Below are 13,707 nucleotides of genomic sequence, written 5' to 3'. Positions count from 1 at the left end.
GCTGTGAGCTGTGAGCTGTGAGCTGTGAGCTGTGAGCTGTGAGCTGTGAGCTGTGAGCTGTGAGCTGTGAGCTGTGATTGCTTTCATACCAATCGTTCCTTTACTTTTTGATAGTTTTATTATATCAAAATTTCAAAATTTTGCATATCTTCTTTTTCTGATGAACAGTCATGTATAAACCACTTAGAAAATATGATTTATGGCTACACATATACTAAATGAAGTACATTTTGAATTGGAGAAGTCTGTCCTATTAAAAGACGATTTCCGCTTGGAAATCGTCTTTTTTTGATATTCTCGCAAATACGATATCTTGTAGTTGGTGTAAACTGGTAGATAGCTCTCTTATTTTATTTATCAAAACCTTGTAAGTTTTTTTGGCGCTCTTCAGTTTGACCCTTGGCATCCAATTTATTACCATTGTAAACAGTGCTTTCCCATGATCCGTACATTGGGTTAGGGAAAATGATGAATTTCTCACCAAACTCTTTTTGTAATTCCTCTAATTTTTGGTCGCGCTCAGTTTCAGAGGTCTTTGAAAACTCTGCAAAGTCCACAAGATTGTCTCCTAGTAGCATGACTAAGTTGGTTTTTTCTTGGACTGCTTGTCTACGACCTTCTTTAGATTTGACACCTTTTTCTAAGAACATGAGATGATCGCGGCTTTGTACAGGAATCCCTTCGTTTTCTAGGTTTTTGATCGTATCATCTACCTGGTCTATCGTGCGGTCAGATACGTAGTAAATTTGGACACCGTTTTGGTCTGCAAATTGGAGAAAGTCTTTAGCACCTGGTACAGCCTTGGCTGCGGCTTTTTTTACCCAGACATCCCAGTTTTCTGGGGTAAATGCTGTTCCATCTTTGACATTTTGCGCTTGATAAGGGCTATTGTCTAATACGGTTTCGTCTAAGTCCAAAACGATAGAGTAGGGTTTATCTGTCTGTGTTTTTAGTAGTTCTTTCAAACGATCAGTAGCGACATTGTAACCTTGTAGATAGAGTGCCTTGGTTTCAGCTGCTTTTTGATACCAAAGGGTTGACATAGTGTTCTCTCTTGAACGCAACTGATCATAGGTCATTGTAACCTGATTATCAGATGTACTACTTTGTGTTGTCTGTGAATTTGCCGAATTTGTGCCACAGCCAGTCAGTAAAATGACGGAAGCAAGTGTAGAAGCAATTGTAATGGTAACTTTGGATATTTTCATAATCCCATCCTCCTAATAATAGTCTATTAATATTGTAGCGTTTTCATGGGATTTGTGCAAGGGAATATCGGGAGAAAATAAATTTTTCAGTAGTAATTTGGTATTAGGATAAAATTATGTACTTAATTTTGGAATGAAGAGGGGTTATAAAAAAATCCAATCGACTTGATAGAAAATCTATATCAACTCCTTTTTGAAAAATAGATGAAAATAAAGTGAATCTTTGAAAGGCTAGTAACATCAAGCTTTTCAGGGATTTTTTCTTTATAGATATAAAAATTTCCAATCGAGTTGATAGTCAATATATATTGGGAAAAGGGGAAAAGGAGTGGTAAGATGGTTTCAATCCAAATGGAAGGAGAAAGGTATGGCAAGTAAAAGAGATCTAGTCTTTAGAGCGATTCGAGGCGATGAAGTGGAAAGAGTTCCTGTGGGATTTTGGTTTCATTTTGTAACACTCGAAGAAAAGGGGCAGGGATTAAATAATCCACGTATCTTTCAAAAAAGTGTTGATGGGCATCGCAACTATGTGGAAAGGATTCGTCCTGATTTTGTTAAAATTATGAGCGACGGTTTTTTCCTTTATCCAAGTAATGTCTATAGTCCTAAGATTGCAAGCATTCAGGAGCTGACTTCTATTGAGTCGATTGGTGAGGAACACCCATGGATTCAGCAACAGGTGGAAGTGGTACAAGCGATTCGAGAGACCTTTACCGAAGAGATTGCTTCTTTCTACAATATCTTTTCACCGATCTCCTACCTTAAACGCTGGTTCCGTACAGAAGCTTCTCGAGGAGATAGGGAAGTGACTGACCTATTACTTGAAAATCCTGAGCGATTCAGAGCGATTCTAGATGTGATTGCAAGAGATATTGCTATCCTAACTCAGAAAATTATCCAGCAAGGTGGAGTCGATGGGATTTACCTCAGCACCCAGGAAATTCAAGATGAACGTATCACACCAACACTCTACCAAACCTATATCGAACCGAGCAATATAGCAGTTTTGGAGACAGCCAATCAGGTTGGTGGGACCAATATCCTCCATATCTGTGGTTTTGAAGGTGCGAGTAATGATGTGACGATATTTAAGGACTATCCAGCGCAAGTTGTCAACTGGGCGACTCACCATGAGAATGTTAGTTTGACACAGGGTCAGGAGTTGTTTCGAGGCAAGGCCGTTTTAGGTGGATTTGAAAATGGCAAGAAAAGTTTGCTTTATCAAGGTTCCAAGGTAGAATTGCAAAATGAAACAAGACGGTTGCTAGCTGAAGCTGGTAGTAAAGGCGTTCTTCTGGGAGCTGACTGTACCGTTCCAGATGACTTTGACTTAGAGAGGTTGGACTGGATTCGGCAGGCAGCGGTTCTCTAAAAGGAGGAGCTATGAAAAGTAAAAGATGGGGAATCTTCATTGCAGTTGTCGGTTTGCTGGCCTTGGTCACCATAAGCGTCCTAAAAAATGGGCACTGCAAAAATGGAGAGAGATGTCGTGGAGTTCAGGATTTTTCCAAGTCCAGTCTCCCCTTTCTACGCTCAAATGATATCGCAAGCAGTTTATTAGTTGAAAAAGTAAGAAATGGAGAATAAGAATGTCAGAAAAAAGAGAATGGGTTTTAAAAGCATTTAGAGGTGAGAAAGTTGATCGTGTGCCAGTAGGCTTTTGGCACCATTTCACATCCGAAGACGAATGGCTAGACGGTTTCTCAAATCCAGCCATTATCGAGAAGAATATCGAGGGGCATAAGCGCTTTATCCGAGAAGTTCAGCCAGACTTTATCAAACTCATGAGTGATGGGTACTTTGTTTATCCAAATCCAGCGATTGCCAAAGGAAAATCACTTCAAGAATTGGCGACCATTCAACCACTCGGACCAGATCACGCTTGGATAAAAGAGCAGGTGGACTTGGTTAAGAAAATCAAGCAAGAGTTCACAGAAGATATCGTTGCGATTTACAATATTTTTGCTCCTGTGACCTATCTCAAGTGGCTACTAGGGGAAGTGTCTGGTGGGGATGACCTCATTGCAGATTTTTTGGTGGAAGATCCTGAAGCTCTGAAGAAGGTGTTGGATGTGATTGCAGAAGATATTGCTAGTCTCAGTCGAGCGGTCATCGAAGAGGCTGGTGCTGATGGAATCTACCTCAGTGTGCAAAGTATCCAAGATCAACGAGTGTCGGCAGCAAATTATCAAACCGTCATTGCACCTAGCGAGATAACGGTTCTGGAAGCAGCTAGTGCTGTTGGTGGTGTTACTGTTCTTCATATCTGTGGCTACGAGGGGGCGCGAAATGATATTCATCTTTTTGCAGACTATCCAGCCCAAGTCTTTAACTGGGCTGTAGGACCAGAAGGAATCACTCTCAAGGAAGGTCGTGAGATTTTCAAGGGACGTACGGTTCTTGGAGGATTCGAAAATGGCAAGACGGGCTTGTTGTATACTGGTAGCAAGGACGCCATTCAGGCTGAGGCAAAGAAACTAGTTGCAGAAGCTGGGGAACAGGGCTTGGTACTTGGGGCAGATTGTACCATTCCAAGTGATATCGCAACTGAACGTATCCAGTGGGTGAGAGAAGCGCTTGAAAACTAAAGGAGAAAAAGATGAGTAAAAAAGCATGGATTATCGGTGGTGTAGCAGTTGTTACAGTAATTGGGGCAACGATTATCGGGAGAAGTTTAGCTGGCGCTCCATCCAAGGAGGGAGAAACGGCTTCGTCTGCTGAAGTCATAACCTTGAAGGTTGCCCATACACAAAACTACGTACCTTATGACTTTGTCAATGAAAAAGGGGAATCAGATGGTTATGAAGTAGCTGTTTTGAAGGCTGTTGATGAGAAGTTGGCAAACTATCAATTTGAATATACGGGTACCAGTGATGACGACCTCTTGATTGGTCTGGAATCAGGCAAGTATGACATCGGAACCAAGGGAGCTTGGTACACAGAAGAACGAGCTAAAAAGTTTGTCATTCCATCTGAACCAGTCGGAGCGAGCATTATTGGATTTACTGTCAGAAAAGAAGATGAACAGAAATACAAAACCATTGATGATTTTGCTAAGAATAAAGGGAAATTGGTTCCTATCTCTCCACAGAATGCTCAATGGAATGTCATCACCAGCTACAATGAAAAACATCAGGATGCACCGATTGAGCTGACAGCAGCTGAATCCTTCAAAGTGGCAGATGCCTATGCTTGGGTCTTAGAAGGACGTTATGATGCCTTCTTTGATATCAAACTGTCCTTTGAAAAAGCAGTTACCGCAGAAGATGGCCCTTACCACCAATATGCGGACAAACTCAGCTGGTTCCCATATAAGGGCATTCCAACTTATCCCTTGATTCACCGTGATGAAAAGGGTGAGAAATTTGCTAAAGAATACGAAAAAGCAATTAAAGAGTTGAAAGAAGATGGCACGCTTGCTAAGCTATCTCAGCAATACTTTAAAGAAGATGTCTTTAGTTACGTAGACAAAGACTAGACCAGAAATTCCAAGACTAGAAAGGGTTTTGCATGGTTTCTTATGATTTTTCCAAGGTCTTTCAGTTTTTGCCGACCTTATGGCAGGCGCTTCCTATGACCTTGTACATTCTCTTTTTTACCACTCTTCTTGGTTCCCTTTTTGGAGGTCTCTTGGCCTGGGCGCAAGTAGGAGAAGACAAGAGTTTTGCAGCGATTTCCAAAGGCTATATTTTCACCCTTCGTTGTACACCGCCGATTGTCTTGCTTTTTCTAGTCTTTTATGGCTTGCCAGAATTTCTGAAATGGTGGCTGGGTTTGGATATCAACAACTTGTCTAAAACTATTTTTGTTCTCTTGACGATGATTCTCTTGTTTGCGGCTATCGTTGCCGAGGTTTTCAAGGCGTCCTATCAAGCTATTCCAAAGGGGCAGACAGAGGCCGGGCTTAGTATTGGTTTGACTCCAAGTCAGACTTTTTGGAGAATCATTTTTCCCCAAGCTTTTCAGGTTGCTCTTCCCAATATAACGACCGCTATTCTCAATCTCATGCGAGATGCTGCCTTGGCTTATACGATTGGTTTTGTTGATGTTATGGGGGCAGGCAATCTCTTGATCAGTCGCAATTTAGGGAACTACTCTCTGGAAACCTATACGGCAGTTGCACTTCTTTACTGGGGGATTGCCTTGGTTATTTCTAGCTTGAGTCGTTTGCTTGAGAAGTCTTTGGAAACAAAAGGGAGGTAAGAAATGGATATAGACTATATTGTAAAGACCTTTCTGGAGACCTTGAAAGGTGTGCCAATCACCTTGATTATCATGATTGTGGCTATGGTCTTAAGCTTTTTACCGGCTCTATTTTTGGCCTTGGGGCAGATTTACAAGGTTCGAGGGGTGAGGAGTTTTTCTCTGGTCTATCTGGCGTTTATCCGAGCGACTCCTCCGATTTTATTGATTCTCTTCTTTTATAGTTTATTTCCAAGTTTGCTGAATCAATTTCTCAAAAGCATAGGAAGTGACTTTGATATTTTCAAGCTTGATCCTCTCTATTATGCCTTTATCATTTATAGTTTGATGACAGTCGGGAGTTTATCGGAGATTTTGCGTTCAGCTATCTTGACGGTGGACAAGGGACAACTAGAGGCGGCGCATGCGATTGGGCTGACTACGACCCAGGCCTATCTAAGGATTGTTTTTCCTCAAGCCTTGCGCTCAGCCTTGCCTAACTTGGCCAATCTGGTAATCAATATCGTCAAAGGGACCTCCCTGGTCTTTGTTATGACTATCAAGGATATCACCGCTATTGCCCGTGTAGAAGCGTCCTACGGTTACCAGTATTTTGAGTCTTATTTTGTGATCTTTTTGCAGTATATTTTGATCTGTGGTTTGATTCAGTGGGGCTTTTCTGTATTAGAAAAAGGCTATGTGAAAAAAGAAAAGAGAGCAAAAACATCTAGCGCGCGTTTTGTATAGGAGGACAGGATGTTACAAGTAGAACATATCGCAAAAACATTTGGTGAGAGGCAGGTGCTGGAGGATGTCAATCTCCAGGTCAACCAAGGGGATGTCGTCGTTATTTTAGGACCATCAGGTTCGGGGAAAACGACCTTTCTCCGTTGTCTCAACCACTTAGAAAAAGCTGACAGTGGCCGTTTGACCTTGGCAGGAAAGACCTATGACTTAGCCAAATTAAGCAAGAAAGACATTCTAGAAATTCGCCAAAAAACAGCCTTTGTTTTCCAACACTACAATCTCTTTGCAAATAAAACTGCTCTGGAAAATATTCTAGAAGGCCTAATCGTGGCTCGTAAAGTTCCCAAGGAAGAAGCGCTCAAACGTGCAGAATCTGCCTTGGAAAAAGTTGGTTTACTGGCCTATAAGGACTACTACCCTTCACAACTATCTGGAGGGCAACAACAACGAATAGGAATTGCGCGTGCCATTGCCGTCAAGCCCGAGGTGATTTTGCTAGATGAACCAACATCTGCACTAGACCCTGAGTTGGTTGGAGATGTTTTGGATGTTCTGAAACAGTTGGCGGGAGAAGGTGTGACCATGGTGGTCGTCACACATGAGATGGGATTTGCTAGGGATGTCGCTAACCACGTTATTTTCATGGATGGAGGCCGTATCGTAGAGGAGAATAATCCCCACGATTTCTTTAGTCGTCCACAAGAAGAACGAACCAAGCAGTTTCTGGCTCGTATCTTATCAGACGCTAGCTATAGTGTAGAATATATGATTTGATAGATAAGTGCATTATGAAAGTAACTTATGAGGCAAAGTTTCAATCTATAAACTATGGAAAAAGGTGTCAGCTTGAAATGACTTTCAGAAAAAGCTAGGTTTTAGACTTAGATTGGCTATTTGAGATGATTTGAGCTACTTTTCGTACACTCAAGTGGGCAATCTTATTTTAGATTTTTCATTTCTCAAAAAACTTAAGAAAAATTTAAGCTAGGAGGTGTATACTAAGCTCATAAGTTAAGAGAAACTTAACTTAAACTCCTAAAACTTTTTCATAATAATCTCCCTATAAAATTAAGTCGCCCAATCAGGTGACTTATTTTTTGTCTATCTGTAAGCAGGGGCAGTAACTTAGCAATAGAAGAATAGAGGGAAATATGGTATAATGAAACGATAGATTTTTGAATAGGAATAAGATCATGTTTGGATTTTTTAAGAAAGATAAAGCTGTAGAAGTTGAGGTTCCAACACAGGTTCCTGCTCACATTGGTATCATCATGGATGGGAATGGCCGCTGGGCTAAAAAACGGATGCAACCACGGGTTTTTGGTCATAAGGCAGGGATGGAAGCCCTCCAAAAGGTGACCAAGGCAGCTAATAAGATGGGAGTCAAGGTCATCACGGTTTATGCCTTTTCAACGGAAAACTGGACGCGTCCAGATCAAGAAGTCAAGTTTATCATGAACTTGCCAGTCGAGTTTTATGATAACTACGTCCCTGAATTGCATGCAAATAATGTTAAGATTCAGATGATTGGGGAGACAGACCGTCTGCCTAAGCCAACCTTTGAAGCTTTGAAAAAAGCAGAGGAATTGACCAAGAACAATACAGGATTGATTCTCAATTTTGCGCTTAACTATGGTGGTCGTGCTGAAATTACGCAGGCTTTTAAGAGCTTGGCTCAGGAAGTTCTAGATGCCAAAATCAATCCAGGTGATATTACAGAAGATATGATAGGGGATTATCTTTTCACACAACGCCTGCCAAAGGATTTGCGAGATCCTGATTTGATTATCCGTACGAGTGGTGAGTTGCGTTTGAGTAATTTCTTGCCATGGCAAGCAGCCTATAGTGAGCTTTACTTTACGGATACCTTGTGGCCTGATTTTGATGAAGCCTCTTTGAAGGCGGCTATTACAGCCTATAATCGTCGGAATCGCCGATTTGGAGGAGTTTAGGAGAAGATATGACCCAAGATTTACAAAAGAGAACATTGTTTGCGGTATTTGCCCTGGCCATTTTCCTTCCAGTATTGTTTGTGGGAGGACTCTTGTTGCAGATAGGCATTGGTTTGTTAGCGATGCTGGCTGTCCATGAACTCTTGCAGATGAAGGGACTAAAGACCATGACCATCGAGGGTGCCATGACTCTCTTTGCGACCTTTGCCCTCACAATCCCCTTAGAAAACTACCTAACTTTTTTGCCAGTTGATGGGAATGTGGTTGTCTATAGTGTTTTGATTACCATAATGCTAGGGACGACCGTTTTCAGTAAAAGCTATACGATTGAAGATGCTGCCTTTCCAATTGCTGTGAGCTTTTATGTTGGTTTTGGCTTTAACGCCTTACTAGATGCTCGGGTGGCAGGTTTTGACAAGGTGCTTCTGGCCCTCTTTATCGTCTGGGCAACAGATAGCGCAGCTTACCTGATAGGGATGAATTTTGGCAAGCATAAGTTGGCGCCAAGAGTTTCTCCCAATAAGAGCATTGAGGGCTTTATCGGTGGTATTCTAGGTGCGGTACTGGTAACAGCAATCTTCATGCTAGTAGACAGCACAGTTGCTCTCCCTTATGGGATTTATAGAATGGGCCTCTTTGCCGTCTTCTTCAGTGTGGCAGGTCAGTTTGGTGACTTGATTGAGAGTGCCATGAAACGCCATTTCGGTGTCAAGGATTCTGGAAAATTTATCCCTGGACATGGTGGTGTATTGGATCGCTTTGACAGCATGCTGATTGTGTTTCCAATGATGCACTTATTCGGCCTGTTTTAAAGAAAGGAATATTGAATGATTGGATTGCTAACCTTTATCCTCGTTTTTGGGATTATTGTGGTGGTGCATGAGTTTGGACATTTTTATTTTGCCAAGAAATCGGGCATTTTAGTTCGTGAATTTGCCATTGGTATGGGGCCCAAGATTTTTTCCCATATCGGTAAGGATGGCACTGCTTATACCATTCGAATCCTTCCTCTAGGAGGCTATGTTCGTATGGCAGGCTGGGGTGATGATGCGACAGAAATCAAGACAGGAACTCCAGTCAGTTTAACACTTGCTGATGATGGTAAGGTCAAACGGATCAACCTCTCAGGGAAGAAACTGGATCAAACAGCTCTCCCTATGCAGGTAACCCAGTTTGACTTTGAAGACAAGCTCTTTATCAAGGGTTTGGTCTTGGAAGAAGAAAAGACTTTTACAGTAGATCACGATGCAACGGTTGTTGAAGAAGACGGAACCGAAGTGCGCATCGCTCCTTTGGATGTACAGTATCAAAATGCTTCTATCTGGGGGAAGCTCATCACCAACTTTGCAGGTCCTATGAATAACTTTATCTTAGGTGTTGTTGTTTTTTGGATCTTGATCTTTTTGCAAGGCGGTATTAGAGATACTCAGACCAATCTCTTTCATGTCATGCCAGAGGGAGCTTTGGCTAAGGTAGGCGTAGCTGAGACCGCTCAAATTACCAAGGTCGGCTCGCATGAGGTTAAGAATTGGCAAGACTTGACTCAGGCTGTGGAAGCGGATACCAAGGACAAGACAGCCCCGACCTTGGATGTGACCATTTCTGAAAATGGTAGCGAAAAACAAGTCACGGTAACGCCAGAAGAAAATCAAGGACGTTATATTATCGGGGTTCAACCGGGAGTCAAGTCAGACTTTCTATCCATGTTTGTTGGTGGATTTACAACCGCTGCTGATTCAGGGCTTCGTATCCTTTCGGCTCTGAAAAACTTGATTTTCCATCCAGATTTGAACAAACTCGGCGGTCCCGTTGCCATTTTTAAGGCAAGTAGCGATGCTGCTAAAAATGGAATTGAGAATGTCCTCTATTTCCTAGCCATGATTTCCATCAATATCGGGATTTTTAACTTGATTCCGATTCCGGCTTTGGATGGTGGAAAGATTGTGCTCAATATCCTAGAGGCTATCCGCCGGAAACCCCTTAAACAAGAAATTGAAACCTATGTCACCATGGCTGGTGTAGTTATCATGGTTGTCTTGATGCTAGCTGTGACCTGGAATGACATTATGCGACTCTTCTTTTAGATAATCGAGGAATATTATGAAACAAAGTAAAATGCTAATCCCAACGCTTCGCGAAATGCCAAGCGATGCTCAAGTTATCAGCCATGCCCTTATGTTGCGTGCTGGTTATGTTCGTCAAGTTTCTGCCGGTGTCTACTCTTACCTGCCACTTGCTAACCGTGTAATCGAAAAAGCCAAGAACATCATGCGCCAAGAATTTGATAAGATTGGTGCGGTGGAGATGTTGGCTCCTGCCCTTCTCAGTGCCGATCTTTGGCGTGAATCAGGTCGTTATGAAACTTATGGTGAAGACCTTTATAAACTGAAAAATCGTGAAAAGTCAGACTTTATCCTAGGTCCGACACACGAAGAAACTTTTACAGCTATTGTTCGTGACTCTGTCAAGTCTTACAAGCAATTGCCACTCAACCTTTACCAAATCCAACCGAAGTACCGTGATGAGAAACGCCCACGTAACGGACTTCTCCGTACGCGTGAATTTATCATGAAAGATGGATATAGTTTCCATGCTAATTACGATAGTTTGGATGTGACTTATGACGAGTACAAGGCGGCCTATGAACGAATTTTCACTCGTAGTGGCTTGGACTTCAAGGCCATCATCGGTGACGGTGGTGCCATGGGTGGTAAGGATAGCCAAGAATTTATGGCCATTACACCAGCCCGTACAGACCTTGATCGCTGGGTTGTCTTAGACAAGTCAGTTGCCTCATTTGATGAAATTCCTGCAGAAGTACAAGAAGAAATCAAGGCAGAATTGCTCAAATGGATGGTTTCTGGTGAAGATACTATTGCCTACTCAAGTGAGTCTAGCTATGCAGCTAACTTAGAAATGGCAACAAACGAGTACAAACCAAGCAACCGTGTCGTTGCGGAAGAAGAAGTGACTCGCGTCGAAACTCCAGGTGTTAAATCCATCGATGAAGTCGCAGCCTTCCTAAATATCCCAGAAGAACAAACAATCAAAACCCTCTTCTACATGGCAGATGGAGAGCTTGTTGCTGCCCTGCTAGTTGGAAATGACCAACTCAACGAAGTTAAGTTGAAGAACCATTTGGGTGCAGATTTCTTTGACGTTGCGAGCGAGGAAGAAGTCGCAAGTGTCGTATCAGCAGGCTTTGGTTCTCTAGGACCAGTTGGTTTGCCAGAAAATGTCAAAATCATTGCAGACCGTAAGGTGCAAGATCTTCGCAATGCTGTTGCTGGTGCCAACGAAGATGGTTACCACTTAACTGGTGTCAATCCAGGTCGCGATTTTACTGCAGAATATGTGGATATCCGTGAAGTTCGTGAGGGTGAAATTTCACCAGACGGACAAGGTGTTCTTAACTTTGCCCGTGGTATCGAAATTGGTCACATCTTCAAGCTAGGAACTCGTTACTCAGCAAGTATGGGGGCAGATGTCTTGGATGAAAATGGTCGCGCTATCCCAATCATCATGGGATGTTACGGTATCGGTGTTAGCCGTCTTCTTTCAGCCGTTATGGAGCAACACGCTCGCCTCTTTGTCAACAAAACGCCAAAAGGTGAATACCGTTACGCTTGGGGAGTTAACTTCCCTAAAGAATTGGCACCATTTGATGTGCACTTGATCACTGTCAATGTCAAAGACGAAGAAGCGCAAGCCTTGACAGAAAAACTTGAGTCTAGCTTGATGGAAGCTGGTTACGAAGTCTTGACAGATGACCGTAACGAACGTGTCGGAGTGAAGTTTAGCGATAGCGACTTGATTGGGTTGCCAATCCGTATCACTGTTGGGAAGAAAGCAGCTGATGGCATCGTAGAAGTTAAGATTAAGGCGACTGGTGACACCATCGAAGTTCATACAGACAACTTGCTCGAAACCCTTGAAATCCTAAGCAAGAAATAAAAACTATAATCAGAAGAAAAACAAGGCAAAAATGTAACTAGTTTTTACCTTGTTTTTTCTATATAATGGGGAAAATGAGTAAACGAAGAGGTAAAGCTATGCTAAAATTTCCAAAGGATTTTGTTTGGGGTTCCTCCACTTCTGGACCACAGACAGAAGGACGAGTGCTTGGTGATGGTAAAGGAGATAATCTCTGGGATTATTGGTATCATGCAGAGCCAAACCGCTACTACAATGGGATTGGACCTGATAAAACATCGACTTTCTATGAAAACTGGAAAAAGGATATTGAGCTTTTGGTAGAGACTGGGCATACAGCCTTCCGAACTTCTATTCAGTGGTCTCGTATTTTCCCGCAAGGTCGTGGAGAGGTCAATCCGCAAGGGGTGGCTTTCTACCGTCAGGTTTTTGAGGCTATTAAGGCCAAGGGGATTCGTCTCTTAGTCAATCTCTATCACTTCGACCTGCCATTTGCCCTCCAAGAAGACGGCGATGGTTGGGAAAATAAGGAAACTGTCAAGGCTTATGAAGACTATGCTCGTTTTTGTTTTGAGACTTATGGCGACTTGGTGGACCAATGGATTACCTTTAACGAGCCCATCGTACCTGTAGAGTTTGGCTATTTTTATGATGCCCATTATCCTCATAAGGTAGATGCCAAAGCGGCGGTTAAGGTAGCCTATCACACACAACTGGCTAGTAGTCTTGCGGTTAAGGCCTGTCATGAGATTTTGCCTGATTCCAAGATTGGGATTGTCCTCAACTTGACACCAGCTTATCCACGTAGCCAGCACCCTGCAGATGTCAAGGCTGCGCGCATTGCGGATCTCTTTCAAGCCCAATCTTTCCTAGATCCATCTGTCTTGGGGACTTATCCAGAGGAATTGGTGAAAATTTTGTCTGAGCATGATTTGCTGCCAGAGTATACAGCTGAGGAGTTGGAGCTTATTCGTCAGCATACAGTGGACTTTCTTGGAGTCAACTACTACCAGCCTTTGCGTGTTATGGCCCCTCGTTTTGCCAAGCATCCTGACAGCCCGCTTCTGCCTGAACATTTCTATGAGCCTTACGTCATGCCAGGTCGTAAGATCAATCCCCACCGTGGTTGGGAAATCTACGAGCAAGGGATTTATGATATTGCCCAAAATATCAAAGAAAATTATGGTAATATCGAGTGGATGTTGACAGAGAATGGCATGGGTGTTGAAGGTGAAGATAAATTCCGTGAGAATGGCATGATTCAAGACGACTATCGTATCGACTTTGTCAAAGGGCATTTGCGTGAACTCCATCGCGCTATCGAAGATGGTGCTAACTGTAAAGGTTACTTAATCTGGACCTTTATTGACTGCTGGTCATGGCTCAATAGCTATAAAAACCGCTATGGTTTGGTTGAGCTTGACTTGGAAACGCAAGAACGCCACCTGAAGAAATCAGGCCACTGGTTCAAAGAGCTCAGCGACAATAATGGATTTTAAGAATAAAAAGAGTGAGATGCCAAGTGAGATGTCATCTCACTTTTTAATATGTGACTATGGATCAGTATAGTTTTATCTACTACAAGTATGATAAAACCTTTCCATCTAAATCGCAAGGAAAATGGTACTAGCTATATATTTTCTTTAATTATGGTAAAATAGTAAGAGAATAATGTGAGGGAAATG

Annotated in this window: 13 protein-coding genes; 12 read left to right on the top strand and 1 reads right to left on the bottom strand. The window is 42.5% G+C overall.

Annotated features, from left to right (window positions below; translation table 11 throughout):
- Positions 1 to 350: 350 nt before the first annotated feature.
- Positions 351 to 1,208: a 5'-nucleotidase, lipoprotein e(P4) family gene (locus tag K1I53_RS07520; protein ID WP_000703383.1), complete on the bottom strand. Its 858-nt coding sequence runs from the start codon at positions 1,206 to 1,208 to the stop codon at positions 351 to 353.
- Positions 1,209 to 1,575: 367 nt separating this feature from the next.
- On the opposite strand from K1I53_RS07520, the gene K1I53_RS07515 reads away from it, so the two are divergent.
- From K1I53_RS07515 to K1I53_RS07460, 12 genes are all read left to right on the top strand, one after another.
- Complete coding sequence (locus tag K1I53_RS07515) at positions 1,576 to 2,580, top strand: uroporphyrinogen decarboxylase family protein (protein WP_223328924.1); 1,005 nt, start codon at positions 1,576 to 1,578, stop codon at positions 2,578 to 2,580.
- 11 nt (positions 2,581 to 2,591) lie between these two features.
- Positions 2,592 to 2,795, top strand: a complete 204-nt coding sequence (locus tag K1I53_RS07510) for a hypothetical protein (RefSeq protein ID WP_223328923.1) — start codon at positions 2,592 to 2,594, stop codon at positions 2,793 to 2,795.
- A 2-nt stretch (positions 2,796 to 2,797) separates the two neighbouring features.
- Positions 2,798 to 3,796 (top strand): uroporphyrinogen decarboxylase family protein, encoded by a 999-nt coding sequence (locus tag K1I53_RS07505; protein WP_223328922.1) that lies wholly within the window; start codon positions 2,798 to 2,800, stop codon positions 3,794 to 3,796.
- Positions 3,797 to 3,807: 11 nt separating this feature from the next.
- Positions 3,808 to 4,686 carry a transporter substrate-binding domain-containing protein gene (locus tag K1I53_RS07500; protein ID WP_223328921.1) on the top strand — a complete coding sequence of 293 codons (879 nt, stop codon included), beginning with the start codon at positions 3,808 to 3,810 and terminating at the stop codon, positions 4,684 to 4,686.
- Between the two features lie 32 nt (positions 4,687 to 4,718).
- On the top strand, positions 4,719 to 5,411 hold the full coding sequence (locus K1I53_RS07495; protein ID WP_223328920.1) for an amino acid ABC transporter permease: 693 nt from the start codon (positions 4,719 to 4,721) through the stop codon (positions 5,409 to 5,411).
- 3 nt (positions 5,412 to 5,414) lie between these two features.
- Positions 5,415 to 6,137 (top strand): amino acid ABC transporter permease, encoded by a 723-nt coding sequence (locus K1I53_RS07490; RefSeq protein ID WP_223328919.1) that lies wholly within the window; start codon positions 5,415 to 5,417, stop codon positions 6,135 to 6,137.
- A gap of 9 nt (positions 6,138 to 6,146) precedes the next feature.
- A complete protein-coding gene (locus K1I53_RS07485; protein ID WP_000942251.1) occupies positions 6,147 to 6,911 on the top strand; it encodes an amino acid ABC transporter ATP-binding protein in 765 nt (254 codons plus the stop codon).
- Between the two features lie 419 nt (positions 6,912 to 7,330).
- Positions 7,331 to 8,089, top strand: a complete 759-nt coding sequence (locus K1I53_RS07480; RefSeq protein ID WP_125448835.1) for an isoprenyl transferase — start codon at positions 7,331 to 7,333, stop codon at positions 8,087 to 8,089.
- A gap of 8 nt (positions 8,090 to 8,097) precedes the next feature.
- On the top strand, positions 8,098 to 8,901 hold the full coding sequence (locus K1I53_RS07475; protein WP_223328918.1) for a phosphatidate cytidylyltransferase: 804 nt from the start codon (positions 8,098 to 8,100) through the stop codon (positions 8,899 to 8,901).
- A gap of 15 nt (positions 8,902 to 8,916) precedes the next feature.
- Positions 8,917 to 10,173 (top strand): RIP metalloprotease RseP, encoded by a 1,257-nt coding sequence (gene rseP, locus K1I53_RS07470; RefSeq protein ID WP_223328917.1) that lies wholly within the window; start codon positions 8,917 to 8,919, stop codon positions 10,171 to 10,173.
- 16 nt (positions 10,174 to 10,189) lie between these two features.
- Positions 10,190 to 12,043: a proline--tRNA ligase gene (locus K1I53_RS07465; protein ID WP_223328916.1), complete on the top strand. Its 1,854-nt coding sequence runs from the start codon at positions 10,190 to 10,192 to the stop codon at positions 12,041 to 12,043.
- A gap of 98 nt (positions 12,044 to 12,141) precedes the next feature.
- Positions 12,142 to 13,521 carry a glycoside hydrolase family 1 protein gene (locus K1I53_RS07460; protein WP_223328915.1) on the top strand — a complete coding sequence of 460 codons (1,380 nt, stop codon included), beginning with the start codon at positions 12,142 to 12,144 and terminating at the stop codon, positions 13,519 to 13,521.
- The last annotated feature ends 186 nt before the right edge of the window (positions 13,522 to 13,707 follow it).

It is taken from the genome of Streptococcus oralis (assembly GCF_019929365.1).
In the GTDB taxonomy this organism is placed as follows: domain Bacteria; phylum Bacillota; class Bacilli; order Lactobacillales; family Streptococcaceae; genus Streptococcus; species Streptococcus oralis_BT.
This window is presented reverse-complemented; position numbering and strand designations above follow the sequence as displayed.

What these genes read in the sequence shown, in the direction of transcription:
- K1I53_RS07520 (WP_000703383.1), bottom strand. Translation starts at nt 1,208, where the DNA reads ATGAAAATATCCAAAGTTACCATTACAATTGCTTCTACACTTGCTTCC.
- K1I53_RS07515 (WP_223328924.1), top strand. Translation starts at nt 1,576, where the DNA reads ATGGCAAGTAAAAGAGATCTAGTCTTTAGAGCGATTCGAGGCGATGAA.
- K1I53_RS07510 (WP_223328923.1), top strand. Translation starts at nt 2,592, where the DNA reads ATGAAAAGTAAAAGATGGGGAATCTTCATTGCAGTTGTCGGTTTGCTG.
- K1I53_RS07505 (WP_223328922.1), top strand. Translation starts at nt 2,798, where the DNA reads ATGTCAGAAAAAAGAGAATGGGTTTTAAAAGCATTTAGAGGTGAGAAA.
- K1I53_RS07500 (WP_223328921.1), top strand. Translation starts at nt 3,808, where the DNA reads ATGAGTAAAAAAGCATGGATTATCGGTGGTGTAGCAGTTGTTACAGTA.
- K1I53_RS07495 (WP_223328920.1), top strand. Translation starts at nt 4,719, where the DNA reads ATGGTTTCTTATGATTTTTCCAAGGTCTTTCAGTTTTTGCCGACCTTA.
- K1I53_RS07490 (WP_223328919.1), top strand. Translation starts at nt 5,415, where the DNA reads ATGGATATAGACTATATTGTAAAGACCTTTCTGGAGACCTTGAAAGGT.
- K1I53_RS07485 (WP_000942251.1), top strand. Translation starts at nt 6,147, where the DNA reads ATGTTACAAGTAGAACATATCGCAAAAACATTTGGTGAGAGGCAGGTG.
- K1I53_RS07480 (WP_125448835.1), top strand. Translation starts at nt 7,331, where the DNA reads ATGTTTGGATTTTTTAAGAAAGATAAAGCTGTAGAAGTTGAGGTTCCA.
- K1I53_RS07475 (WP_223328918.1), top strand. Translation starts at nt 8,098, where the DNA reads ATGACCCAAGATTTACAAAAGAGAACATTGTTTGCGGTATTTGCCCTG.
- rseP (WP_223328917.1), top strand. Translation starts at nt 8,917, where the DNA reads ATGATTGGATTGCTAACCTTTATCCTCGTTTTTGGGATTATTGTGGTG.
- K1I53_RS07465 (WP_223328916.1), top strand. Translation starts at nt 10,190, where the DNA reads ATGAAACAAAGTAAAATGCTAATCCCAACGCTTCGCGAAATGCCAAGC.
- K1I53_RS07460 (WP_223328915.1), top strand. Translation starts at nt 12,142, where the DNA reads ATGCTAAAATTTCCAAAGGATTTTGTTTGGGGTTCCTCCACTTCTGGA.